Annotated in this window: 19 protein-coding genes; 9 read left to right on the forward strand and 10 right to left on the reverse strand. The window is 56.9% G+C overall.

Translation table 11 applies throughout. The features are described from left to right. Positions 1-15 precede the first annotated feature (15 nt). Both nrdA and ubiG read right to left on the reverse strand, forming a co-directional pair. Positions 16-2,301, reverse strand: a complete 2,286-nt coding sequence (nrdA, locus tag K7H94_RS06380) for a class 1a ribonucleoside-diphosphate reductase subunit alpha (RefSeq protein ID WP_222951816.1) — start codon at positions 2,299-2,301, stop codon at positions 16-18. Positions 2,302-2,924: 623 nt separating this feature from the next. Then, positions 2,925-3,650, reverse strand: a complete 726-nt coding sequence (gene ubiG, locus K7H94_RS06385) for a bifunctional 2-polyprenyl-6-hydroxyphenol methylase/3-demethylubiquinol 3-O-methyltransferase UbiG (RefSeq protein ID WP_021509232.1) — start codon at positions 3,648-3,650, stop codon at positions 2,925-2,927. Between the two features lie 176 nt (positions 3,651-3,826). On the opposite strand from ubiG, the gene gyrA reads away from it, so the two are divergent. Further along, entirely contained in the window at positions 3,827-6,466 is a 2,640-nt protein-coding gene (gene gyrA, locus K7H94_RS06390; protein WP_021509233.1) for a DNA topoisomerase (ATP-hydrolyzing) subunit A, read from the forward strand. 167 nt (positions 6,467-6,633) lie between these two features. Then, positions 6,634-9,486: a two-component system sensor histidine kinase RcsC gene (gene rcsC, locus K7H94_RS06395; protein ID WP_222951817.1), complete on the forward strand. Its 2,853-nt coding sequence runs from the start codon at positions 6,634-6,636 to the stop codon at positions 9,484-9,486. A gap of 429 nt (positions 9,487-9,915) precedes the next feature. Here the strand turns inward: rcsC and rcsB are convergent, their stop codons facing one another. From rcsB to K7H94_RS06410, 3 genes are read right to left on the reverse strand one after another with little or no spacing between them, the layout of a single operon-like run. Then, complete coding sequence (rcsB, locus tag K7H94_RS06400; protein WP_013509853.1) at positions 9,916-10,566, reverse strand: response regulator transcription factor RcsB; 651 nt, start codon at positions 10,564-10,566, stop codon at positions 9,916-9,918. 1 nt (position 10,567) lies between these two features. After that, positions 10,568-13,225 (reverse strand): phosphotransferase RcsD, encoded by a 2,658-nt coding sequence (rcsD, locus tag K7H94_RS06405; protein WP_222952028.1) that lies wholly within the window; start codon positions 13,223-13,225, stop codon positions 10,568-10,570. Between the two features lie 24 nt (positions 13,226-13,249). Then, a complete protein-coding gene (locus K7H94_RS06410) occupies positions 13,250-14,404 on the reverse strand; it encodes an MFS transporter (protein WP_222951818.1) in 1,155 nt (384 codons plus the stop codon). An 892-nt stretch (positions 14,405-15,296) separates the two neighbouring features. On the opposite strand from K7H94_RS06410, the gene ompC reads away from it, so the two are divergent. After that, positions 15,297-16,406, forward strand: a complete 1,110-nt coding sequence (gene ompC, locus K7H94_RS06415; RefSeq protein WP_031280043.1) for a porin OmpC — start codon at positions 15,297-15,299, stop codon at positions 16,404-16,406. 22 nt (positions 16,407-16,428) lie between these two features. On the opposite strand, the gene K7H94_RS06420 is transcribed toward ompC, so the two are convergent. Continuing rightward, entirely contained in the window at positions 16,429-16,992 is a 564-nt protein-coding gene (locus K7H94_RS06420; protein WP_222951819.1) for a TetR/AcrR family transcriptional regulator, read from the reverse strand. A 97-nt stretch (positions 16,993-17,089) separates the two neighbouring features. On the opposite strand from K7H94_RS06420, the gene K7H94_RS06425 reads away from it, so the two are divergent. Beyond that, complete coding sequence (locus tag K7H94_RS06425) at positions 17,090-17,545, forward strand: nuclear transport factor 2 family protein (RefSeq protein WP_058758444.1); 456 nt, start codon at positions 17,090-17,092, stop codon at positions 17,543-17,545. Between the two features lies 1 nt (position 17,546). Here the strand turns inward: K7H94_RS06425 and K7H94_RS06430 are convergent, their stop codons facing one another. Then, positions 17,547-17,702 (reverse strand): hypothetical protein, encoded by a 156-nt coding sequence (locus K7H94_RS06430; protein WP_164861051.1) that lies wholly within the window; start codon positions 17,700-17,702, stop codon positions 17,547-17,549. Between the two features lie 401 nt (positions 17,703-18,103). Here K7H94_RS06430 and apbE point away from each other — a divergent pair, with 401 nt between their 5' ends. From apbE to K7H94_RS06450, 3 genes are all read left to right on the forward strand, one after another. Further along, positions 18,104-19,135 (forward strand): FAD:protein FMN transferase ApbE, encoded by a 1,032-nt coding sequence (apbE, locus tag K7H94_RS06440; RefSeq protein ID WP_222951820.1) that lies wholly within the window; start codon positions 18,104-18,106, stop codon positions 19,133-19,135. Between the two features lie 17 nt (positions 19,136-19,152). Then, positions 19,153-19,794: a DNA oxidative demethylase AlkB gene (gene alkB / locus K7H94_RS06445; RefSeq protein WP_059009149.1), complete on the forward strand. Its 642-nt coding sequence runs from the start codon at positions 19,153-19,155 to the stop codon at positions 19,792-19,794. An 87-nt stretch (positions 19,795-19,881) separates the two neighbouring features. Next, the gene (locus tag K7H94_RS06450; protein WP_222951821.1) at positions 19,882-21,534 is read left to right on the forward strand and encodes a multidrug ABC transporter permease/ATP-binding protein; all 1,653 of its coding nucleotides are present in this window, start codon (positions 19,882-19,884) and stop codon (positions 21,532-21,534) included. Positions 21,535-21,690: 156 nt separating this feature from the next. Here the strand turns inward: K7H94_RS06450 and K7H94_RS06455 are convergent, their stop codons facing one another. Both K7H94_RS06455 and K7H94_RS06460 read right to left on the reverse strand, forming a co-directional pair. Continuing rightward, entirely contained in the window at positions 21,691-22,413 is a 723-nt protein-coding gene (locus K7H94_RS06455) for a 4'-phosphopantetheinyl transferase family protein (protein ID WP_222951822.1), read from the reverse strand. Between the two features lie 76 nt (positions 22,414-22,489). Then, complete coding sequence (locus tag K7H94_RS06460; protein ID WP_010618078.1) at positions 22,490-22,693, reverse strand: hypothetical protein; 204 nt, start codon at positions 22,691-22,693, stop codon at positions 22,490-22,492. 394 nt (positions 22,694-23,087) lie between these two features. Between K7H94_RS06460 and K7H94_RS06465 the strand changes: the two genes are divergently transcribed. Further along, complete coding sequence (locus K7H94_RS06465; protein ID WP_222951823.1) at positions 23,088-23,591, forward strand: hypothetical protein; 504 nt, start codon at positions 23,088-23,090, stop codon at positions 23,589-23,591. A 143-nt stretch (positions 23,592-23,734) separates the two neighbouring features. After that, on the forward strand, positions 23,735-24,007 hold the full coding sequence (locus K7H94_RS06470) for a hypothetical protein (RefSeq protein WP_058769922.1): 273 nt from the start codon (positions 23,735-23,737) through the stop codon (positions 24,005-24,007). 33 nt (positions 24,008-24,040) lie between these two features. On the opposite strand, the gene K7H94_RS06475 is transcribed toward K7H94_RS06470, so the two are convergent. After that, positions 24,041-24,367, reverse strand: coding sequence for a four-helix bundle copper-binding protein (locus K7H94_RS06475; protein ID WP_058757240.1), 327 nt, complete (start codon positions 24,365-24,367; stop codon positions 24,041-24,043). Position 24,368 lies beyond the last annotated feature (1 nt).

A 24,368-nucleotide genomic window follows, 5' to 3' on the forward strand; every position in this document is an offset into this window, starting at 1 on the left:
GCAGGCGCCTTTCGATCAAATTTTACAGGCGCCGCTTTCGCAGCCATCGTCCTGAATAGACGGCGCCAGATCGTCCTGCGCATCCTCGGCACCGTCACGGGTGTTTTGGTAGTACAGGGTCTTCACGCCAAATTTGTATGCGGTCAGCAGATCTTTCAGCAGCTGTTTCATCGGCACTTTGCCATTGGCGAAACGGCCTGGATCATAGTTGGTGTTCGATGAAATCGCCTGATCGATAAACTTCTGCATCACGCCAACCAGCTGCAGATAGCCGTCGTTTGATGGCATCTCCCACAGCAGTTCGTACTGATCTTTCAGACGCTCATACTCCGGCACCACCTGGCGCAGAATCCCGTCTTTCGACGCTTTGATACTGATGTGACCGCGCGGCGGCTCGATACCGTTGGTGGCGTTCGAAATCTGCGAAGAGGTCTCAGACGGCATCAGTGCAGACAGCGTGGAGTTGCGCAGGCCGTGGGTTTTAATCGACTCACGCAGCGCTTCCCAGTCAAGGTGCAGCGGCTCATTACATACGCTGTCGAGATCCTTTTTATAGGTATCGATCGGCAGAATGCCCTGCGAATAAGTGGTCTCTTTAAACCACGGGCAGGCACCTTGCTCTTTCGCCAGCTCGTTGGAGGCTTTCAGCAGCCAGTACTGAATGGCTTCAAAGGTTTTGTGCGTCAGGTTGTTGGCGCTGCCGTCGGAGTAGCGCACACCGTGTTTCGCCAGGTAATAGGCGTAGTTGATCACGCCAATACCCAGGGTACGACGACCCATCGCACCGCGTTTTGCCGCCGGAATCGGGTAATCCTGGTAATCGAGCAGGGCATCCAGCGCGCGTACTGCCAGCGTCGCCAGCTCTTCCAGATCGTCAAGGCTTTCAATCGCGCCGAGGTTAAAGGCGGACAGGGTGCACAGCGCAATCTCGCCGCTTTCGTCGTTGACGTCTTCCAGCGGTTTGGTCGGCAGCGCAATCTCCAGGCACAGGTTAGACTGACGCACTGGCGCAATGGCCGGATCGAACGGGCTGTGAGTGTTGCAGTGGTCAACGTTCTGCACGTAGATACGGCCGGTTGAGGCTCGTTCCTGCATCATCAGCGAGAACAGGTCGACGGCTTTCACGCGCTGCTTGCGGATGCTGTCGTCCTTCTCATATTTGGTATACAGACGCTCAAACTCATCCTGATCGGCGAAGAACGCGTCATACAGGCCTGGCACGTCGGACGGGCTGAACAGGGTGATGTCTTCGCCTTTCAGCAGGCGGGTGTACATCAGCTTGTTGATTTGCACGCCGTAATCCATGTGACGCACGCGGTTGCCTTCGACGCCGCGGTTGTTTTTCAACACCAGCAGGCTTTCCACTTCCAGATGCCACATCGGGTAGAACAGCGTTGCCGCACCGCCGCGCACGCCGCCCTGCGAGCAGGATTTCACCGCCGTCTGGAAGTGCTTATAGAACGGGATACAGCCGGTGTGGAACGCTTCACCGCCGCGGATCGGGCTGCCGAGCGCACGAATGCGGCCCGCGTTGATGCCGATGCCGGCACGCTGTGACACATATTTCACAATAGCGCTGGAGGTGGCGTTGATGGAATCCAGGCTGTCGCCGCACTCGATCAGTACGCAGGAGCTGAACTGACGGGTCGGGGTGCGCACGCCGGACATGATAGGCGTAGGCAGCGAGATCTTGAACGTGGAGATCGCATCGTAAAAACGCTTGATGTAATCCATGCGCGTATCGCGCGGATAGCCGGAGAACAGGCAGGCGGCGACCAGAATATACAGGAACTGGGCGCTCTCGTAGATTTCACCGCTGACGCGGTTCTGCACCAGATATTTGCCTTCCAGCTGCTTCACCGCCGCGTAGGAGAAGTTCATGTCGCGCCAGTGGTCGATGAAGGCGTCCATCTGCTCAAACTCTTCGGTGCTGTAGTCTTCCAGCAGATGGCGATCGTATTTGCCCATCTCGACCATTTTCACTACCTGGTCGTACAGCTTCGGTGGCTCAAACTGACCGTACGCTTTTTTACGCAGGTGGAAGATCGCCAGACGCGCGGCCAGGTACTGGTAATCAGGCGCGTCACGGGAGATCAAATCGGCAGCCGCTTTGATGATGGTCTCGTGAATGTCCGAGGTTTTGATGCCATCGTAAAACTGGATGTGCGAACGCAACTCAACCTGCGAGACGGAGACATTGTTCAGCCCTTCAGCTGCCCAGTCCAGCACCCGGTGAATCTTATCGAGGTCGATGCGCTCCTGGCGGCCATCGCGTTTCGTAACGAGCAGACTTTGGTTCATGTCGCGTGTTTACCTGTCCATGAAATACAAAATTATCCCCCGTCTATTCACAGGCGGCTCATTGTGAGTAAGCCTGTGGATAAACACTATATATAGGGGGTGCGGAAAGTTTGAACAACAATATGGTGAGTATTCTAGTCAGCAATCGGATCATCACAAGAGTTGATTTTCACAAAATTTTACGCCCTGGGGGGTGGGGAAAATCCTGGATCCCCACGCCACAAGGCCTGCACCTGGTGTCAACGGATAACAGGTTTTTTTTCAATTTTTGATCGAGCGCGTGTTTATTGCTCAACCGCTGCGATTCGGGAAATTTCCCAGGCGAAAAAAGCCCGCGCCGCTCCGTCAGCAGCGAACTTATCTGCGTTTGCTTATGAATTTTTTATGACCTTTTCACCTTACAAAAAGCGCATCGCAGCGTCTAAAAGGAAATTGATCTGGATAGGGCCAGCGCGTGATAAACCGGGGGCGGTCGGAAGTGAAAGGAGGACTGGCAGTTTGTAGAGCGTTATGCCGTTCAGTTGGGTAAATTGCTGGTCGTAGATTCCATAGCGGCGCGATTTCTCGCGTAATAAATCACGCCGCTACAACAGCGCTGCCCACGGGCAGGCGAAACAGGTCGTTTATGCCTGACGGTGGGTATGCACCATATAATTGACGTCCACCCCGCGGCCAAGGCGGAACTGATTGGTCAGCGGATTGTAGTGCAGGCCAGTCATATTGCGTTCACGCAGGGCGGTTTCGTCCACCCAGTTCAGCAGCTCGGCAGGACGAATAAATTTTTTCACGTCATGGGTACCGCGCGGCACCATGCGCAGCACGTATTCAGCACCAAACACCGCCAGCAGCCAGGCTTTGGGGTTACGGTTGATAGTGGAGAAAAACACCTCGCCGCCCGGTTTCACCAGCTGCGCGCAGGCCAGCACCACGGAACGCGGATCCGGCACGTGTTCCAGCATCTCCATACAGGTCACCACGTCGTACTGACCGGCATGGCTGGCCGCATGGGCTTCAACCGTCTGCTGCACGTAATTGACGCTCACGCCGCTCTCCAGCGCGTGCAGACGCGCGATCTCCAGCGGCTCGGCGCCCATATCCAGACCGGTGACCTCCGCCCCTTCACGCGCCATGCTCTCGGCGAGAATGCCGCCGCCGCAGCCGACATCCAGCACTTTCTTACCGAACAGCCCATGGCTGTGCTGGGCAATCCAGCCAAGACGCAGGGGATTGATGCGGTGCAACGGCTTAAATTCACCCTCTAAATCCCACCAGCGTGATGCAACCGCCTCAAACTTGGCAATTTCGGCGTGGTCAACGTTCTGGCGGCTTTCCTGCGGTTGTTCATTCATTGAATCATGACTCCTGACAAAATATGCCACCAGTATAAACGTATAAACCCTGCGAGGCATCTCTCAGCGCAAAGGAAAAGCGCCACAAAACCCTGCTTTACGTTCACCGCACGCAAGCGATGTGATATACTTTCGCACCTTTAAAATCCGGGATTATGTAGAGGGATAGCGGCTCCATGAGCGACCTTGCGAGAGAAATTACACCGGTCAATATCGAAGAAGAGTTGAAAAACTCCTACCTCGATTACGCCATGTCGGTCATCGTTGGCCGAGCCTTACCCGATGTACGTGATGGCCTGAAGCCGGTGCATCGCCGTGTGCTTTTTGCCATGAGCGAACTGGGTAACGACTGGAACAAACCCTATAAAAAATCTGCCCGTGTGGTCGGTGACGTTATCGGTAAATATCACCCACACGGTGACTCCGCAGTGTACGAAAGTATCGTGCGCATGGCCCAGCCGTTTTCCCTGCGCTACATGCTGGTCGACGGTCAGGGTAACTTCGGTTCGGTCGACGGCGACTCCGCCGCAGCGATGCGTTATACCGAAGTGCGCATGGCGAAGATCTCCTCTGAACTGCTGGCTGACCTGGAAAAAGAGACGGTCGACTTTGTGCCGAACTATGACGGCACCGAGCAGATCCCAGAAGTCCTGCCGACCAAAATTCCTAACCTGCTGATCAACGGCTCCTCCGGTATTGCCGTCGGCATGGCGACCAACATTCCGCCTCACAACCTGACGGAAGTGATCAACGGCTGTCTGGCGTTTATCGAAGATGAAAACATCAGCGTCGAAGGGCTGATGGAGCACATTACCGGGCCGGATTTCCCGACCGCCGCCTTTATCAACGGTCGTCGTGGCATTGAAGAAGCCTACCGCACCGGGCGCGGTAAAATTTACATCCGCGCGCGTGGCGAGATCGAAACCGACGCCAAAACCGGTCGTGAAACCATCATCGTCAATGAAATCCCGTATCAGGTGAACAAAGCGCGCCTGATCGAGAAAATTGCTGAGCTGGTGAAAGAGAAGCGCGTTGAGGGCATCAGCGGCCTGCGTGACGAATCTGATAAAGACGGCATGCGTATCGTCATTGAAGTGAAACGCGATGCGGTCGGCGAAGTGGTGCTCAACAACCTCTACTCGCTGACGCAGCTGCAGGTCTCTTTCGGCATCAACATGGTTGCCCTGCATCAGGGCCAGCCGAAGATCATGACGCTGAAGGAGATTATTGAAGCCTTCGTTCGCCACCGCCGTGAAGTGGTGACGCGTCGTACCATCTTCGAACTGCGTAAAGCGCGCGATCGTGCGCACATCCTTGAAGGTCTGGCGATTGCGCTGGCCAACATCGATCCGATTATCGAGCTGATTCGTCGGGCTCCGACGCCAGCCGAAGCGAAAAGCGGCCTGCTGGCGCAGTCGTGGGATCTCGGCAACGTCGCCGCCATGCTGGAACGTGCCGGTGACGACGCCGCGCGTCCGGAGTGGCTGGAAGCGGAGTTCGGTATTCGCGACGGTCGCTACTACCTGACCGAGCAGCAGGCACAGGCCATTCTTGATCTGCGTCTGCAGAAACTGACCGGCCTTGAGCATGAAAAACTGCTCGACGAGTACAAAGAGCTGCTGGACCAGATCGCCGAACTGATTCACATCCTGCAGAGCGCCGAGCGCCTGATGGAAGTGATCCGTGAAGAGCTGGTGGCGATGCGCGATCAGTTTGGCGATGCGCGCCGTACGGAAATCACCGCTAACAGCGCTGACATCAACATCGAAGACCTGATCAACCAGGAAGATGTGGTGGTCACCCTGTCGCATCAGGGCTACGTCAAATACCAGCCGCTGTCAGACTATGAAGCCCAGCGTCGCGGCGGTAAGGGCAAATCGGCGGCGCGCATTAAAGAAGAAGACTTTATCGATCGTCTGCTGGTGGCCAACACCCACGACACCATTCTGTGCTTCTCCAGCCGTGGCCGCCTCTACTGGATGAAGGTCTATCAGCTGCCGGAAGCCAGCCGTGGCGCGCGCGGTCGTCCAATCGTCAACCTGCTGCCGCTGGAAGCCAACGAGCGTATCACCGCGATTCTGCCAGTGCGCGAATACACCGAAGGCTTCAACATCTTCATGGCGACCGCAGACGGTACCGTGAAGAAAACTGCGCTGCAGGAGTTCAGCCGTCCGCGCAGTGCCGGCATCATTGCCATCAACCTGCGTGAAGACGATGAGTTGATTGGCGTGGCGCTGACCAACGGTAACGACGAAGCGATGCTGTTCTCTGCCGCCGGTAAAGTGGTGCGCTTCGCGGAGAGCGCGGTGCGCGCCATGGGCCGTTCGGCTTCGGGCGTACGCGGCATCAGGCTGGCCGAAGGCGACAAAGTGGTGTCGCTGATTGTGCCACGTGAAGAGGGCGCGATTCTCACCGTAACGCAGAACGGCTACGGCAAGCGTACTGCTAACAGCGAGTATCCGACCAAATCGCGCGCCACGCAGGGCGTGATCTCGATTAAAGTCACCGAGCGTAACGGGCCAGTGGTTGGCGCGGTACAGGTGGTGGATAGCGATCAGATCATGATGATCACCGATGCCGGTACGCTGGTGCGTACCCGCGTGTCGGAAGTCAGCGTGGTGGGCCGTAATACGCAGGGCGTGATCCTGATTCGTACCGCGGAAGATGAAAACGTGGTCGGCCTGCAGCGCGTCGCTGAACCGGTGGAAGAGGAAGAACTCGACGCCATCGACGGCAGCGTGGCAGAAGGCGAAGACGATATCGCGCCGGAAGTCGACAGCGACGACGACGCACCGGAAACAGACGACGAAGAGTAACCGTTCGTTGTCTGTCACAAGCGGCAGGTCAGGGCAACCGACCTGCCGTTTTTTTTGTCTGACTTTCACTCCCAAAGTCGCGTGCCAACTGGCTTTTTCGCCCTGATAAAGCTAGTGTATGAGAACTTTTCAACGTCCCGATAACCCTTGCCGCCAGTGAGTCTCTTTTGAAATATCTCGTCTCCTTTCGCACCACGCTTCGCATCTCGCGCTACCTGTTTCGTGCGCTGGCACTGCTGCTCTGGTCGCTGGGTGCACTGTTGACCACTTTCTACATCATCAATGTGCTGCACGAGAAAGAGAACGCGGTGCGCCAGGAGTTTGCCACCAATTATGGGCAGGCCGAATGGTATGTGCGCCACTCAGCGGATGTGATGCGCGAGCTGAAATACATCACTGAGAATCGCCTGAGCAGCAGCGTCAACGGGCTGGATATGCTCAACGGCATGCCGGGCGGCAAAAGCACGCTGCCGCAGTTTACGCCGCTGTTTACCGACGGTGACTGCACGTCAATGAGCAACACCTGGCGTAACTCGCTCGATTCCCTGAGCTATTTCATTAACTACTGGAAAAGCAATTTTGCCTCAGCCTATGAACTCAATCGGGTGTTCTTTATCGGCGGCGAAAATCAGTGTCTGGCAGACTTCACCATCGGCAACAATAATCCGGTCGATCGCGAACGCAGCCTGAAGGCGCTGCGCGAAAATGTGCTGCACTACCGCAGCGGCAACGAGGAAGAGCGGCGTAATCCAATGTACTGGATTACCAACAGCAGCCAGCCAGGCATCGGCAACTTCTACATGGTGGTGCCGGTTTACGTCGCCAACAAACTGCAGGCGCTGCTCGGCGTGGAACAGAACATTCGCCTGGATGAATTTATTCAGCCCGGCGGGCTGCCGCTGGTGGCCACCATCACCGACGAAAACTATCGCCCGCTGATCAGCTCACGACGCGGCGGACCCGGTTATTCACTGGACGATCTGCCGGATAACAGCACCTGGTTTGGTTATCTTGACGGCTATCGTCAGCTGGTGCTGAAAAAGCCGCTGCCGCCGTCCAGCCTCAATGTGGTGTGGTCGCTGTCGACCGATGTGCTAATGGATCAGCTCAAGCTGATGCTGATCAACGCGTTGCTGCTCAATATCCTCAGCGCGCTGATTCTGTTTACCCTGGCGTGGGTGTTTGAACGCCGCATGTTCCTGCCGGCGGAAGACAACGCCCACCGGCTGGAGGAGCACGAGCAGTTCAACCGCAAGATTGTCGCGTCAGCGCCGGTCGGCATCTGTATTTTGCGTACCAGCGATGGCACCAACATCCTCAGTAATGAACTGGCGCATAACTATTTGACGCTGCTGACGCAGGAAGATCGCCTGCGGCTGAACGAAATCATCGGCGGCCAGCAGGTTAATTTTGTTGATATGCTGACCGGCAGTAACACTAACCTGCAAATCAGCTTTGTGCATTCGCGCTACCGCAACGAGAACGTGGCGATTTGCGTGCTGGTCGACGTCTCGGCGCGCGTGCGCATGGAGCAGTCGCTGCAGGAGATGGCGCACGCCGCCGAGCAGGCCAGTCAGTCCAAGTCGATGTTTCTTGCCACCGTCAGTCATGAACTGCGGACGCCGCTGTACGGCATTATCGGTAACCTCGATCTGCTGCAGACCAAATCGCTGCCGAAGGGCGTGGATTCGCTGGTCACGGCGATGAACAACTCATCCAGCCTGTTGCTGAAAATCATCAGCGATATTCTCGACTTCTCGAAGATCGAGTCCGAGCAGCTGAAGATTGAGCCGCGTCCCTTCTCGCCGCGTGAGGTGGTCAACCATATTGCCAGCAACTATCTGTCGCTGGTGGTGCGCAAGCGCCTGACGCTGTATGTGTTTATCGAGAACGATGTGCCGCTGGCGCTGGATGGCGATCCGCTGCGCCTGCAGCAGGTGATCTCCAACCTGCTGAACAACGCCATCAAATTCACCCACACCGGCTGCATTATCCTGCACGCCTATGTCAAAGAAGGGTATCTGGCGTTTCGCGTGCGCGACACCGGCGTGGGAATCCCGGCGAAGGAGATCACGCGCCTGTTCGACCCGTTCTTCCAGGTCGGCTCCGGCGTGCAGCGTAATTTCCAGGGCACCGGGCTGGGACTGGCGATCTGTGAAAAGCTCATCAACATGATGGATGGCGACATCGAAGTCGACTCTGAACCGGGCATGGGCAGCCAGTTCGTGGTGCGTATCCCGATCTACGCCGGACAGCAACCCGCGCCGCCGCTGCTGGATGGTCTGCAGGAAAAAGCCATCTGGCTTGACCTGCGCAACGACTATCTGGCGGCCTTCCTGCTGCGTCTGCTTCAGCAGCAGGGCATCCAGGTCGCGCACTATCAGGGGCGGGCTGGGGCGGACGATGTGATGATCTGCGATCACCACGACGCGCCAGCGCAGACGGTACGCGCGCGCATCCGTATCTGCGGTGAACACATTGATATGCCGCAGGAAACGACGCCGGGACAGTGGGTGCACAGCAGCGCGACGCTGCACGATCTGCCGCTGCTGCTGGGCCGGATTTATCGCATTGCCATCGACAGTGAAACGGCGACCACGCTGGAGCTGCCGGTGCCGCAGCAGGCCTCCAGCTATGAAGACATCATGGTGCTGATCGTTGATGACCATCCGATTAACCGCATGCTGCTGTCTGAACAGCTCGGCACGCTGGGCTATCAGACCAAAACGGCGCAGGACGGCGTGGATGCGCTCAACGTGCTCAGCCGTAACCATATCGATATCGTACTGAGCGATGTCAACATGCCAAACATGGACGGCTACCGGCTGACGCAGCGTTTGCGCCAGCTGGGGCATGCTTTCCCGGTGATTGGGGTGACCGCTAACGCACTGGCGGAAGAGAAACAGCGCTGTATGGATGCCGGCATGGATAACTGCCTGTCAAAACCGGTGACGCTGGATGTGCTGAAAACCACGCTGGCGCTGTATGCGGAGAGGGTGCGCAAGGCGCGTGAATCCTGAAGTCGGGTATGACCCTTTGATATTCGTCGCGGTAGCGTTTTGCCTGGTCAGAGAAGAGGTTGAGCACGCCGGATCGGCAACGGCCGCATCCATGCGTGCCTCGGCACGCGGCATCCCTGCCGCGTGACGTCCGGCTTAGCTCAACCTCTCCCCTTCCTCTCAGCAAATGTGCTGCTGCATCAGGTACTATCCTGTCAGTCCGCACCTGGCATCTTACAGCGATGAAAGAGTCTGAGGGGAGGGGGACGTATTGCCGCTTGCAGCAGCCTCCGCGGCAGGGAAGGCGCGGCGGCAGGCCCCATGGATGGGTTTATGCCGGTGCGGCAAGCGGCAATACGTTGCCCGAGCTTACTGAATGACAAAGCGATGACGTTGTGTGCGGAGGGCAGGGCAGGGAAAAGAGGCGCACCCGATGTGCGCCTTTTGGCTTTACTCTTTGTCGACCTGAGTGGCGCTGACGGAAGAGAGGTAGTTCAGCAGCGCGATATCGTTATCCACGCCCAGCTTCATCATTGCTGATTTCTTCTGGCTACTGATGGTTTTGATACTGCGGTTCAGCTTCTTGGCGATCTCGGTAACGAGGAAGCCTTCGGCGAACAGACGCAGCACTTCGCTCTCTTTCGGTGACAGACGTTTGTCGCCGTAGCCGCCGGCGCTGATTTTCTCCAGCAGTTTGGCCACGCTTTCTGGCGTGTACTTTTTGCCTTTCTGCAGGGCTGCAAGCGCTTTCGGCAGGTCGGTCGGTGCACCCTGCTTCAGCACGATGCCTTCGATATCCAGATCCAGTACCGCGCTCAGGATCGCCGGGTTATTGTTCATGGTCAGAACAATAATGGAGAGATCAGGATAGTGACGCTTGATGTACTTGATCAGCGTGATGCCGTCGCCGTATTTTTCGCCCGGCATCGACAGATCGGTAATCAGGACGTTGGCATCCAGTTTGGACAAGCTATTGATCAGTGCTGTTGAGTCTTCAAACTCACCTACCACATTCACCCATTCGATCTGTTCCAGAGATTTACGGATACCGAACAGAACGATTGGATGGTCATCGGCAATAATTACATTCAGGTTATTCATCTTATTGGTTACCTTGCTGCAGCAGTTGGTTGACGTACGCGTCAATTTCACTGGTGGTATTTTTAATGGTTAAATCGTCGCACAGTTTAATGTGCTGTTCTAACTCTTCACAAAGCTGTTTACCCGGCAGTAAATTGAGCATGGCAAACACGCCTTTCAGGCGATGCGCTGTCTGAGCAAGCGAGGGATAGTCCTTCTCCGCCGACTCAGTATACAGTCTCTTCACATCTGGCGGTACTGTCTCCGTAAACAGCTGGAAATAGCCGCCGCTCAGCAGCGGCGTGGCAGCCTCATCGTCGTCGCTCTCCTCTATCGAATCGTGAGCCAGTTGCTTCTCAATCAGGGCCAGCAGCGCATCAAGCAGCGCATTGCTGAGATTGAAATTGACCCGGAATTGCTGGTCGTTGAGGGCGTGATGCCCCATTTCGTCGCCGGCCAGCAACAGCGCCCAGCCGTGCAGGCGTGCCGGATCGTCCGTCACCAGCACATCATGCTCCTGCCCGGACAAACGTTCGTCCGAGGTCAGGCAATTTGCCCCCCAGTTCTCGAGGTGGCGGCAGACAATTTTGTGTACGTCCTCGACCGCGATATCCACCAGCGCCGTCACGCCTTCCAGCAGTTTCTCTTCCTGCTCGCTCTGCTGCTCCAGCGCCAGCGGCAGCTGAATGTTGTAGCGCGTGCCGATATCCGGTTTGGCGATAATCTCCAGCTGGCCGCCCATCTGTTTGCACAGCTGCTTACACAGGAAAAACGCCATGCCAGACGCCTGACCGTAACGGTCCTGCGTGGTTTCGCCAAGGTAAGGGAAATCGACGTTGGCCAGCTCGTCGCCGGTCAGGCCTGAGCCGGTATCCACCAGCTGGAACAGCACGCTGTTGGCTTTGCTGTCGCTGGCTTTGATATCGAGGGAAATCTTGCCCCACTGCGTGGTGGTGAGCGCGTAGTGCATCAGCGTGGTCAGGACTTTACGCAGCGCGCGGCGATCGCCAAAGCGCATCTCGTCGTTGGCCAGTTGATTGTTGACCACCAGCGTCAGCCCTTTGCGCCGCAGCAGCGGCAGGCTCTCCAGCGCAATCTCATCCAGCAGATCCTGCAGGTTAAACACGCCCGCATCCGGCGACCAGTCGTGGGCTTCCAGCCGGTTGAGCAGGACGATATCGTCCACCAGCCGCGCCAGACCCTGGCTCTCATCCAGCAGATCCAGCACGCTCTCGTCGTCATCGCGCTGGCTGAGCTGCACCAGCTGCGTCACCATGCTCTGCAGCGGACGATTAAGCGCATGGCCAAGATTCTGCATCAGCTGCTGGCGCATCTGATGGTTGCGATCCAGCACCTGCTGCGCTTTTTGCAGCTTCTTATTCACCAGCAGCTCGCGATCCTGATCGCGCATCATAAACAGCTGGGTGTGCGGCGACAGCATGCTGCGCGCGTGGCGAATCTCATACACTTCGTTATTGATGGTAGCCTGCAGCACGCCCTGATGCTGATCGGACATATTGATGATCTTCTGCAGATTGAGATGCGGCAGCAGATGCTCAGCGATTTTGTTGCTCAGCAGGGTGCGATTGGTACCAAAGTCATACACCAGCAGCCCGACCGGCAGGCTGGCGACGATCTCCTCATTCAGCATACGCAGCGAATCAAGCTCAGCGCTCTGGTTCTCATTCGGTCGCAGTGACTGCTGGCGCAGCAGCGTAATGCCGGCGATAGACAGCAGGAACAGTACCAGGTTGATCAGCAGCGGCCACATCAGGTTATGCAGGGTATCCATCGCCAGGCTGGCGAGCGGCACCCGGTATACCAGCTGGAGCGAGGTGCTGGGCAGCGTGGCGGCAATCTCCAGGTTCGGGTTAACCAGCGTCACCGCGGTGCTTTCGCTGCTGGCGTCATCGCTGGTGGCGCTGCCGGGCTGGCTGGCATCCTGGCGTAACTGGAAGTTCTCCAGCGGCATACTGCGTGGAATCAAATCGTTAACCGGCAGATCGAACGCCACCACCGTGGCTAAATGACCTGGCTGGTTAAACGTGGTGCGCAGCGTGAAGTAGTGATCGTTCTGCCAGGCAAAGTGGCGCAGTGGCGAGAAGCTTTCGCGTTCGTCCAGCGCATTGGCCTGTTGCAGCATTTCGGCACGGCGGCTGTCCACCAGCGTATTGATCGCGCTCTCTTTATAGCGCGTCGCCATATCCTTGAGCGGCAGGGTCGAGATCATGATCAGGCTGTTGTCCTGACCATTGAGGAAGTACATCGACCACGCCGGATTCTCAGCGCCCCACAGCGTATCGAGATAATTGGACATGCGCAGCGTCATATCCAGCGTGCTGCTGTCGTGCGAGCCAAAAATCAGCGCTTCGGTCTTGCGGCGGGTTTTCTCCAGATAGTAAACATCCGGGCGCAGGCGTGTCTCCTGCAGGCTGCTGCTCGGCGTCGAGCCCGCGGCGCTGGTGGCGAGATTTTCATAGATTTGCCAGGTGGCAAAGCGGTAAGCATCAATGCGTTTTTGCATCGCGCGCGCCAGGTCGGTCATGGCGTAGCGCTTCTCCATGATCCACGCATTCACACTGTTATGCACCATGGCGCCGAGCGCGAGAAACAGCACCAGGTTAAACACCACGAAAAAGCGCGTTACGTTGCCGGAGGTCAGCGGAAATTTATAAGGCAGCATAGGTGTCTCAGGATCCTGCAATTAACGCGCGACCAGCCGGGCGCTGGCGGCAACCGCCAGCAGCAGCAGGGCGATAAGTAAAAACGCGCCGCTCAGGCTGAGCCACTGGGAAATAAAGCCGATTAAAGCCGGGCCTGAAAGAATACCCGCATAGCCAAGCGTTGTCATGGCGGAAATCGCCAGATTGGCCGGCATATCCTGTTGATTACCGGCGGCATTAAACAGCATCGGCACGGTATTGGCCAGGCCAAAGCCCACCAGCAAAAAGGCCAGCAGCGCCGCCTGCGGCCACGGCAGCAGCACCGCCAGCGTCATGCCGGCTGCCGCCGCCAGCGCACCGGTCAGCATCACCGGATAGCGGCCAAAGCGCTGAATCACTTTATCGCCCGTCAGACGACCTATGGTCATGGCGATGGAGAAGATGGCGTAACCCAGACCGGCGTGCGCCACGCTCATGCCCGGACTTTGCAGCAGCAGCAGGGCGCTCCAGTCGAGTACCGCGCCTTCCGCAAGGAACAAAATAAAGCACAGGCAACCGAGGAAGGCGACCCAGCCGCGCGGGATCACCAGCCAGGGTTGATCGGGCTGATGCAGGCGCTCTGTCATCAGCGTCGGCAGGCTGCACAGCAACAGCAGCACCATCAGCAGCATGATAACGCCGACTGCCTGCAGCGGTGTCAGACCCGCGCCAAGTAACAGGCTGACCGTGCCGGCGCCGAGAATACCGCCAAGGCTGAAGAAACCGTGGAAACCGGACATCATCGGCTTGGCCGCCGCTTTCTCAACCTCAACCGCCTGCACATTCATGGCCACATCCAGCATGCCGAGCCCGGCACCGAACACCATCAGCGTGGCGGCCATCAGCCACATCACATTCAGTGTCGCCAGCAGCGGCAGTACGGCCAGCACCACCAGCGTGGAGCACAGCATAACGCGACGGCAGCCAAAGCGTGCCACCAGCGCACCGGTCACCGGCATTGCCGCCAGTGAACCAATGCCCAGACACAGCAGCAGGCCGCCCAGCGACGCGCCCGTCAGCTGGAGACGCTGGCTGGCAAACGGCACCAGCGGCGCCCAGGCAGACATGCTTAAACCGGCGATGAGAAAAACGAGGCGTGTTCCCAGATTGACACGCTGATGCAATTTGTTGGGCTGTGCGGCGTCCAGTGCTGTCATAAAGATGTCGTTGTCATAAGTCGTTCGAGCGACGAAGTTTAGCATTAAAGCTGGCGCGGCACCGCTCAATGAAGGCGAAGAGCAGGGCAAAAATGGTCGCCAGAAACGAGCATATTACCGATCTTTTGCCAGGCGCTGCGCTTTTCCAGACATTTCCTGGACTTCATAAGCTCTCTGGCTGTTAGTAAACCGACAGATTCAGTGAAAATTTGGCTTAAGTTGGGGTGAAAATCGATTACTGCGGCAACGCTAACTCACTGAATAGTGGTAAAGAATATTCCGCAAACGGTTGGACAAACGCATCGGCTATATTTCCGTGCAACTTTATTACGCCCGGAAATTAACATTGCGCAATCATGGCTAAGTAATGAACAAAAAGTGCGAAAACGAACAAATAATGGCGTCCTGAGTGGCGGTTAATTTAACCTCAGTAAACAGGTTTACATAAAATTACAGAGCGGAAGATAAATGGCAGGCAAAAAAATGCCGGGCAATCATGTCCGGCGGGAATTAGGGTAAATCTCTCATTCGGGGTGAATGAAGGTAATAATGAAATAAATGATGATAGCGGGAGTAATTGTATGCGCTGAGTGGCGTTAAGTTTTATCATTCAGTGCGGCAGCTTATCTCATCTTATCTCTATGTATTTAAATGAATAAAATTCGGTTTATCAATTTGTGCGATATTTTTTGCCGATGTGTGCTGATTATTAGTTCCGCGAAATTTACATTTAGAAATAACTATTTAATACAATGAAACACTTTCGGAAATTTAGTATCATTTTCGTGATAGATTATTGCTCTCCATAAAATAACAATGGCTTGCCGGCTGAATTTTTAAGCATTCAGTTAGCAGTGGCACATATAAAAGGCACATTACAGAGGGTAATAAAATGAAACGTCGCGTTCTCTCCCTGATGATTCCTGCATTGCTGGTGGCAGGCTCAGCAAGCGCAGCTGAAATTTATAATAAAGATGGCAACAAATTAGACCTCTACGGCAAAGTAGACGGCCTGCACTATTTCTCGGACAACGATGGCCAGGACGGTGACCAGTCTTACCTGCGTTTTGGTTTTAAAGGTGAAACTCAGGTGACCGACCAGCTGACCGGCTACGGTCAGTGGGAGTACCAGGCAGCGCTGAACACCGCAGAATCGCAGGGCACCGCCAACAGCTACACCCGTGTCGGCTTCGCCGGTCTGAAATTCGGTGATGCGGGCTCGTTCGACTACGGCCGTAACTACGGCGTACTGTATGACATCGGCGCCTGGACTGACGTGCTGCCGGAGTTTGGTGGTGACACCTACGGCGCGGACAACTTCATGTTCCAGCGCAGCAACGGCCTGGCGACTTACCGCAACAGCAACTTCTTCGGCCTGGTGGATGGCTGGAACTTTGCCGTGCAGTATCAGGGCAAAAACGACAACCCAACCGAATCCTCTTCCGGTCGTGATGTCCTGGGTGAGAACGGCGACGGCTGGGGCCTGAGCACCACCTACGATCTTGGCTCCGGCTTCGGTCTGGGTGCGGCGATGTTCCAGTCTGACCGTACCAACAATCAGAACGGCAACGCGCCAGGCATTCTTGGTCGCGGTGATAAAGCCGAAGCCTACACCGGCGGTCTGAAATATGACGCTAACAACGTGTATCTGGCGGCGATGTACACCCGTTCTTACAACGCAACCCGCTTCGGCGCGGTGGATTCCGCTGCGTACGGCTATGCCAACAAAGCGGACAACTGGGAACTGGTGGCACAATATCAGTTTGACTTCGGTCTGCGTCCGTCGCTGGCCTTCGTCTCCTCACGCGGCAGCGATATCGAAGGTTACGGCAGCCAGAACCTGAAAAAATATGTCGACGTGGGCGCGACCTATTACTTCAACAAAAACATGTCGACCTATGTTGATTACCAGATCAACCTGCTGGACGACAACAACTTCACCGATGCGGCCGGTATCAACACCGACGACATCGTTGCGCTGGGCCTGGTTTACCAGTTCTAAGCCGGAGAGCGTGGCCTGCGGGTCACGCTCTGCTCTCCAGCAGCGCGTTCAGCGCCGCCTGCAGCGTTGCCGTCACCTGCTGCGCCGCTTCCCCCATCTGAACCTGCACGATTGCGCCATCCACCAGCAACACGATCTGCCCGGTTTTATCCTGCTGCGCCGCGCTGAGTCTTTCGGCAATGGCGGCCGCCATGTCCCGCTTGTGCTGGCGAATCAGTGCGCTCGCTTCCGGCAGGGTATCAGCCAGTTCTGCCGCGCTATTAATAAACGCACAGCCGCGGAAATCCTCCTCCTGAAACCAGCTCAGTAACGCAGCCGGCAGCGCCACGTTGATGGCAGGCTGCTGCGCCAGCGCGCTGCGAAAGCCGCTCATCCAGCGCTGATGGCGCTGCTGCAGAAACGCCAGAATTAAGTCATTTTTGGCCGGAAAGTGGCGGTAGAAGGTCACTTTGGTCACGCCAGCCGCGGCAATCACTTTATCGATGCCGGTAGCACGGATGCCTTGCGCATAAAACAGCTGTTGCGCGCTGAGCAGGATGCGGTCACGCGCGCTGGCGCTGGCATCAAACAGCAGGGGTGCGAGCATAAGAAAAAATTCCTGTTTACGGGGGTAGACAGAATTGTCTACATACGGCAGGATGAATCAAGTAGACAGACCTGTCTACATCATCAGGAGATAAAAAATGCTCATCCCCCCGTTCGATCATCAAAGTGCCTTAGAAAAAGTGCGTATGGCGGAAGATGCCTGGAACAGCTGCGATCCGCAGCGCGTGTCGCAGGTTTACAGTGAAGATACCCGCTGGCGCAATCGCAGCGAATTCGTTAACGGCCGCGCGGACGTCGTGACCTTTTTGCAGCGTAAATGGGCCCGCGAGCTGGATTATCGGTTGATTAAAGAGTTGTGGGCGTGGCACCACGATAAGCTGGCGGTGCGTTTTGCCTATGAGTGGCGCGATGACAGCGGCAACTGGTTCCGCAGCTACGGCAATGAAAACTGGCACTTTGGTGCCGATGGTCTGATGATTCAGCGCTTCGCCTGCATCAACGATTTGCCGATTAGCGCTGAAGCGCGGCTGTTTCACTGGCCGGCTGGCAGACGCCCGGACGATCATCCGGGCCTGAGCGAGCTGGGTCTGTAATTTACGGCGCGTTGCGCCAGCGTCTGGCCTTTGCCGCCTGCTGCGGGGAAGTAGTAGCAGGCGGCAGGCTGCCTTCCAGCGCCACGCCCGCCAGCGTGAAGGCGGAAAAGCTCAGCCAGCGCTGCCATTTATCCTGTTGTTCTGTTGCCTTACTCATATTGCACCTCGCTGATGTTCAACCCACCATCAACGCTGCACAATTCATGCCATGCCACCGCTCTCAGCGCCACGCGCCCCGTGGCCGCTTTGTTACACTGCGCCAGCGCTGATGCGGTGCAGGATGCACGACGCTGGTGCAATGCCTTAACGTCGGCGCGACGGATAGTGCTGAATCAGGCGGTGGCGATAGTGCTGCCAGCAACGGAAGCTTCCGTAAGCAAATAACCCGGCGGTAATAGCAAGAATCATATAAATCATCTGTCGCTCCTGTAAGGATTCTCGTGCAGGAACGCAGTATGCTGTGCCAGCCAGCGATCAACTTCAAGCAGCTTTAGACGGTTTTACAAGCGAGTTATGCTTTGTAATAGGCTGTAGTAATGAGTTACAGACGAGGAATTGATGAATTTTCAGAACATTCTGCTGACAGGCATGGTAGCACTGCTGCTGAGCGGGTGCGAGCAAAAACCGGCGCAGCAGGCGCTGGTGCTGGAAGGCAAAACCATGGGCACCGTGTGGCGCGTGAGTCTGGCGGGTGTGGATGCTCAGCGTAAGGCCGCGCTGCAGCAGGCAATTCAGCAGCAGCTCGATCGCGACGATGGCGAACTCTCTACCTGGAAAAAGGACTCAGTGCTGTCGCGCTTCAACCAGTATCAGGGACAGGATCCCCAGCCGGTCAGTGCCGATATGGCCGATATCGTCACCCGCGCGCTGCGCATCGGCCAGCTGACCGGCGGCGCGATGGACATTACCGTCGGACCGCTGGTGAATCTGTGGGGCTTTGGCCCGGCGCAGCAGCCGGCGCATACGCCATCGGATGCCGCCATCGCTGCCGCCAAAGCGCAGACCGGCCTGCAGCACCTGCGCGTGATTGAAACGGTGAACGGCCAGTGGCTGCAGAAAGATCTGCCTGGCCTGTATGTTGATCTCTCCACTATGGGCGAAGGCTACGCCACCGATCACCTGGCGCGGCTGATGGAGCAGCAGGGCATCACTAATTATCTGGTGTCGGTGGGCGGGGCAGTGCTGAGTCGCGGCCTGAATGCCAGCCAGCAGCCGTGGCGGGTCGCCATCCAGAAACCGACCGATCGCGAGAACGCGGTGGAGGCACGCGTCGATCTGCAGGGGCACGGAATCAGCACCTCTGGCAGCTATCGCAACTATTATGAACTGGATGGCAAACGCATCTCGCACGTGATCGATCCGGCCAGCGGCCGACCCATCGATCACCGGCTGGTCTCAGCCACGGTGATTGCCACCACCGCGCTGGAAGCCGACGGCTGGGACACCGGGCTGATGGTGCTCGGCACCGAGCGTGCCAAAGCGCTGGCGCTGAAACAGCATCTGGCGGTGTATCTGATTACGAAGCAGGGCGACGGCTTCAGCCACTGGATGTCGCCACAGTTCAAATCGTTTCTTATCAATCAGCCCTGACCTGACAGGAGGTAACTGTGCTGGATCTATTTAGTGAAGACGCGCCATGGCAGGAACCGCTGGCCGAGGGCGCGGTGATTCTGCGTCGCCGGGCGCGCGAGCAGGCCGATGCGCTGCTGGCGGCAATTCATGACGTCGCGGCCCTTAACCCGTTTGCCCATCGCATCACGCCGGGTGGACATCGCATGTCAGTCGCCATGACCAACTGCGGCGATTTCGGCTGGTCGACCGATTCGCGCGGTTACCAGTACACCGAACAGGATGTCAGCAGCGGCCGTAAATGGCCGCCGATGCCTGCGCTGTTCCGCACGCTGGCGCAGCAGACCGCGCAGGAGGCCGGCTTTGCCGGTTTCAATCCGGATGCCTGCCTGATTAACCGCTATGAGCCCGGTGCCAAACTGACGCTGCATCAGGATAAAGATGAGAAAGACTTACGCCAGCCGATTGTCTCGGTGTCGCTTGGCCTGCCGGCCGTTTTTCAGTTTGGCGGTTTCGAGCGCGGCGATGCGACGCAGCGCGTGCTGCTGGAGCACGGCGATATCGTGGTGTGGGGCGGTCCGTCGCGCCTGCGCTATCACGGCATTTTGCCGCTAAAAGCGGGCATCCATCCGCAGGCTGGCGCGTTCCGTTACAACCTGACATTCCGCCGCGCTCAGTAACCGTAAAAACGGATGAGAATTATTCTTGCCTTCACCCGAAGCGCCATTAAACTGCAGGCTGCCTGGTTGACCTCTGGATAATTTTTAATGGCATTGCTTCAGGTTGTTTTTCGCCAGTACCGCTGGCCGTTTATCGGCGTGATTGTGCTGACGCTGCTCAGCGCCGCGCTGGGTATCGGGCTAATCGCCTACATCAATAATGAACTGATCGTAGCAGTCAATACCTCGCTCACCGTGCTGCCGGGCTTTCTCGCTCAGCTGTTTCTGCTGATGGCGGTGACGCTGGCGTCGCAGCTGGCGCTGACTCAGCTCGGCCACCATTTTGTCTGGCGGCTGCGCGGTGAGTTTATCAAGCGTATTCTGGATACCCGGGTTGAACGCATTGAGCAGATTGGTAACGCTCAGCTGCTGGCCGGCCTGACCAGCGACGTGCGTGCCATCACTATCGCGTTTGTGCGCCTGCCGGAGCTGATTCAGGGCATCATTATTACGCTGGGTTCCGCGATCTATCTGGCGTGGCTGTCACCGCAAATGCTGTTGATCACCATGCTGTGGCAGGTGGTGACGCTGATCGGCGGCTGGCTGCTGGTGTCGCGCGTCTATCAGCACATGGCGAAGCTGCGCGACATCGAGGACGAGCTGTACCGCGACTTTCAGACCATCATTGAAGGGCGCAAAGAGCTGCAGCTTAACCGCGAGCGCGCCCGGCTGATTTACGACACCGTGTATCAGGAAAATGCCACGGATTATCGTCGTCACATTGTGCGCGCCGATACTTTCCATCTCAGCGCGGTGAACTGGTCGAACATTATGATGCTCGGCGCGATTGGTATTGTGTTTTTCATGGCCAACGGTCTGGGCTGGGCCAATACCGCTGTCGCTGCGACCTACTCGCTGACGCTGCTGTTCCTGCGCACGCCGCTGCTGGCGGCAGTAGGCGCGCTGCCGACGCTGCTCAGCGCACAGGTGGCGTTGCGGAAAATTAATACCTTCGATCTGGCTCCCTATAGCGCCGGTTTCAACGCGCTGCCGACGGTGAGCGACTGGCAGACGCTGGAGCTGCGCGACGTCTGTTTCCATTATGGCGAGCACGGTTTTGCCGTCGGCCCGATCAACCTGACTCTGCGCCGCGGTGAACTGGTGTTTCTGATTGGCGGTAACGGCAGCGGTAAATCCACGCTGGCGATGCTGCTGACCGGGCTGTATCAGCCGCATTCGGGCCGCCTGCTGCTGGACGGTAACGAGGTGGACTGGCATAACCTTGATGCTTATCGCCAGCACTTCTCGGCGGTGTTCACTGACGTGCATCTGTTTGACCGCCTGATTCGTCGCGGTGGTGAGCCGGCTAATCCGGCGCTGGTGCAGCAGTGGCTGGAACGGCTGAAAATGCAGGACAAGCTGAAGCTGGAAGGCAACCGGGTACTCAACCTGCAGCTGTCGAAAGGGCAGAGCAAGCGGCTTGCTCTGCTGCTGGCGGCGGCAGAGGAGCGCGATATCCTGCTGCTCGATGAGTGGGCGGCCGATCAGGACCCGCACTTTCGCCGTATCTTCTACCGCGAGCTGCTGCCGTGGCTCCAGGCATCCGGCAAAACCGTGTTCGCCATCAGCCATGACGATCACTACTTTATTCATGCCGATCGGCTGCTGGAAATGCGCGATGGGCAGTTAAGCGAGCTGACCGGCCGCGAGCGCGAAATGGCCACGCTGGATGCCGTCAAACGCACCGATACTGGCCATTGACGGCTGGCGGCAAAGCTTAGCAAAAACCCTTATTGGGCAGGACGTTGTCAGCGGGATACAGTGAATGGCAGCAGAGATCCTCGTCTCTGCCTCCCTGGAACACTTCTGTCGTCTTGTGTTGTCACCGGCCCGGGCTCATTCCGCGCCGGTTTTTTATTACGTGCAGGCCGGGTGAGTGAGCAGTGTGACCACGCGCGCCGGTTGCAGCCAGAAGCGTGCGTCCAGCACGGTGCTGCGGGTAAATTCCGCGCTGAAATCCTGACACAGCTGCAGCCTGGCGCGCTGCTGCGGCAGGTCGAGCTCGATCAGCGCAGCCTGATGAAACGCCATGGGCTGATGCAGCCGCGGCCATAGCGCCTTATAAAGACTTTCTTTTAGTGAAAACAGCAGTGTTGCCGCCTGCGCAAAGGGCAGCGGCTGCCCCTCAAGCAGCGCTCGCTCCTGCGCGTTCATCAGCAGTTCCGCCGTGTCCTGCGCGGTTTCCTCTGCCATCACCTTCTCAACATCAATGCCCACATACAATGCCTCGCGCGTCGCGGCCATCACCACGCAGTCATGGCTGTGCGACAGTGAAGCACGGATGCCTGCCGGCCAGCACGGTGAGCGATCCGGCGCGTTGTGCAGCACAAAATCAGTGATTCCCAGCTGCGCCAGCTGTTGCCGCACCAGCCACCGGCTGGCGAGATATTCAATTTTGCGTTTGCTGGCTGCCTGCTGTAGCGCGGACGGCAGCGGCAGTTGCCACTGCGCAGGTAAAGCGGCGTGCCACTGTTGCCGATCAAAGCGGCACCACGCCAGCGACAGCGATTCAGCGGTGTGGCCAGCGGCGGTGATAAAACCACAAGCGGGCAGCGGCAGGGATGTTTCGGCTGAGAACATAACGAGTAACGGCTGATGGAAAAGCGTGTTTTACCAGTCAGCCGCGGGCAGAGCAAGCCGAAAAGGCTGTTGCGGGTTAGCGATTTGGCGGGATAGCGAAGCTCTTCATCTGCACCACAAAATGGTGGTGGCCTTTGGTAATGCGTGCACCACGGTCACACCAGTGGCTCGCCAGGCGGAAGAAATCATCGCTGCCAATATCATACGCCAGCTCTACTTTGCTGATGCCTGAGTGCAGGAGTTCTTCCGCATCCTGCAGATTTTTTGCTTTGATGACCATAACGAGATTCCATCAAATAAACGGGAGCTTTAGGGTAGGGGAAATCTGTGACAGTTTTGTTTCACTTTAATGAATTGCTGTCACAAATCAGTAAAAACGTGATCCCGCTCGGCTTTGCTGACTTCAGTTAAGTACCTGATTCGCAGCATGAATGAAGTGTGGTGCGAAATTATGCTGCAGGATTTTGCACCCTGAACAGTAAGGTCAGGGCCTGTCGCAGTGGTGACGAATAGCCACGTCTGGCGCGGTAATCGCGCCGTCATTTTCCATCTCTATCCTTACGGTAATGGCTGTATTATGAAGCCCATCACACATCGATAGCCGCTTCGTTTAACCGGGGTAAAGCGTGGGCGTAACATGCTGGTGGCTGACGAAAGAGGCTAAGGAGCGAACGATGCAAAAACTGGCTGGCATAATGTTACTGGGTTGCATGAGCGTAGGCGCTGCACAGGCAGCGGATCTCAGCTTCCAGAATGCGCAGGGCAATATTGAAGTGGTGCCCGGCAAACCCACCTTTGTGCATAAATTGCACTACCGCAAACTCTATGATGAAAAGCCGTTCCCGGATGCGGTGATTTATTACTACAGCAACGGGGTGTATAAAATCCTGTCGCAGGGTGAAAATCATTATGGCCTCTACGTGATGCAGGGCAGCGTTGAGGACCAGAGTTACACCATCCGCTATATTTCAGCGCCGTCAAAAGACTGGGGCAACAAAACCGCCTTCCATCAGCTCACTTTTGTGAATGGCGCGCAGGCAAAGGTGTTTATTCAAAACGCGATTACCGATACCGGTGAGCAGATCTCCCAGCAAAACGGCGAGTTTTTGCTGCAGGATCACGATCCCGCAAACGCGGCGGCAGACCGCTGGGATGATGAATTGAAAATCCAGCGCTGACGGTCAAAGCCTTCCCTCTGCGCCGCAACCGTTACGGATCGGGTTGCGGCGCCCGATGTGCCAGCGTTAGCAAAGATTTTCCCTATCCCAGCGAGAATTGTTTCCGGCTGGCAACGCGGCCAAATCTCGATAATTATCAGGGCATGACTAAATATCGTGTAAGAGTGGGTTTTCACAACCCCTCAGCCCTGACCTTCAGGCAGCTGGATGAAATCCTGGAACCGCAACGCTTCTGGCGCAGCGACACGCGCAGCGGTACGTTTCGCTATTTCATGGAGTATGAATATGAGTCGGAAGTGCGCGATATCTGCGAAGTGTGCGAGCTGGCTTATTCGCAGGCGTGTAAGGTTAAGAAATGCCCACTGATTCTGGTGCAACCCTGCGAGGCTGAGGTTTCACTCAGCGTCAACGATTGAGATTCGCCGCAGCGAATCTCAATCCGGCTGGCATCATGCCGCCATTTTACGGCACTCTTCTGCACAGCGCTGACAGGCCTGAGCGCATTGCTGGCAGTGCTGGTGTTGATGCTGCTGGCACGCCTGCGCGCACTGCTGGCAGATGTCGGCGCAGAACTGACAGAGCTGCTGCACCGATCCACTGTTTAGCGCCATGAACTGCGCCGTGAGGCGACAGGTATTAGCGCACTGCATATCCAGCCTGATGCATTCGCGCATCATCTCCACATTTTCCTCATCCAGACAGGATGTTGCGCAGTGGTCGCACGCGGCTGCGCACAGATAACAAGCCTCCACGCAGCGTTTATATTCATCAAGCATG

Source organism: Pantoea dispersa (assembly GCF_019890955.1).
Taxonomy (GTDB): Bacteria; Pseudomonadota; Gammaproteobacteria; order Enterobacterales; family Enterobacteriaceae; genus Pantoea; species Pantoea dispersa.

Excerpts from the sequence above, each read along its gene's own strand:
- K7H94_RS06410 (WP_222951818.1), bottom strand. The coding sequence starts at position 14,404 with ATGACAGCACTGGACGCCGCACAGCCCAACAAATTGCATCAGCGTGTC.
- K7H94_RS06465 (WP_222951823.1), top strand. The coding sequence starts at position 23,088 with ATGCAAAAACTGGCTGGCATAATGTTACTGGGTTGCATGAGCGTAGGC.
- K7H94_RS06460 (WP_010618078.1), bottom strand. The coding sequence starts at position 22,693 with ATGGTCATCAAAGCAAAAAATCTGCAGGATGCGGAAGAACTCCTGCAC.
- K7H94_RS06425 (WP_058758444.1), top strand. The coding sequence starts at position 17,090 with ATGCTCATCCCCCCGTTCGATCATCAAAGTGCCTTAGAAAAAGTGCGT.
- K7H94_RS06470 (WP_058769922.1), top strand. The coding sequence starts at position 23,735 with ATGACTAAATATCGTGTAAGAGTGGGTTTTCACAACCCCTCAGCCCTG.
- rcsB (WP_013509853.1), bottom strand. The coding sequence starts at position 10,566 with ATGAATAACCTGAATGTAATTATTGCCGATGACCATCCAATCGTTCTG.
- ompC (WP_031280043.1), top strand. The coding sequence starts at position 15,297 with ATGAAACGTCGCGTTCTCTCCCTGATGATTCCTGCATTGCTGGTGGCA.
- ubiG (WP_021509232.1), bottom strand. The coding sequence starts at position 3,650 with ATGAATGAACAACCGCAGGAAAGCCGCCAGAACGTTGACCACGCCGAA.
- gyrA (WP_021509233.1), top strand. The coding sequence starts at position 3,827 with ATGAGCGACCTTGCGAGAGAAATTACACCGGTCAATATCGAAGAAGAG.
- K7H94_RS06450 (WP_222951821.1), top strand. The coding sequence starts at position 19,882 with ATGGCATTGCTTCAGGTTGTTTTTCGCCAGTACCGCTGGCCGTTTATC.
- nrdA (WP_222951816.1), bottom strand. The coding sequence starts at position 2,301 with ATGAACCAAAGTCTGCTCGTTACGAAACGCGATGGCCGCCAGGAGCGC.
- K7H94_RS06420 (WP_222951819.1), bottom strand. The coding sequence starts at position 16,992 with ATGCTCGCACCCCTGCTGTTTGATGCCAGCGCCAGCGCGCGTGACCGC.
- K7H94_RS06455 (WP_222951822.1), bottom strand. The coding sequence starts at position 22,413 with ATGTTCTCAGCCGAAACATCCCTGCCGCTGCCCGCTTGTGGTTTTATC.
- K7H94_RS06430 (WP_164861051.1), bottom strand. The coding sequence starts at position 17,702 with ATGAGTAAGGCAACAGAACAACAGGATAAATGGCAGCGCTGGCTGAGC.
- K7H94_RS06475 (WP_058757240.1), bottom strand. The coding sequence starts at position 24,367 with ATGCTTGATGAATATAAACGCTGCGTGGAGGCTTGTTATCTGTGCGCA.
- apbE (WP_222951820.1), top strand. The coding sequence starts at position 18,104 with ATGAATTTTCAGAACATTCTGCTGACAGGCATGGTAGCACTGCTGCTG.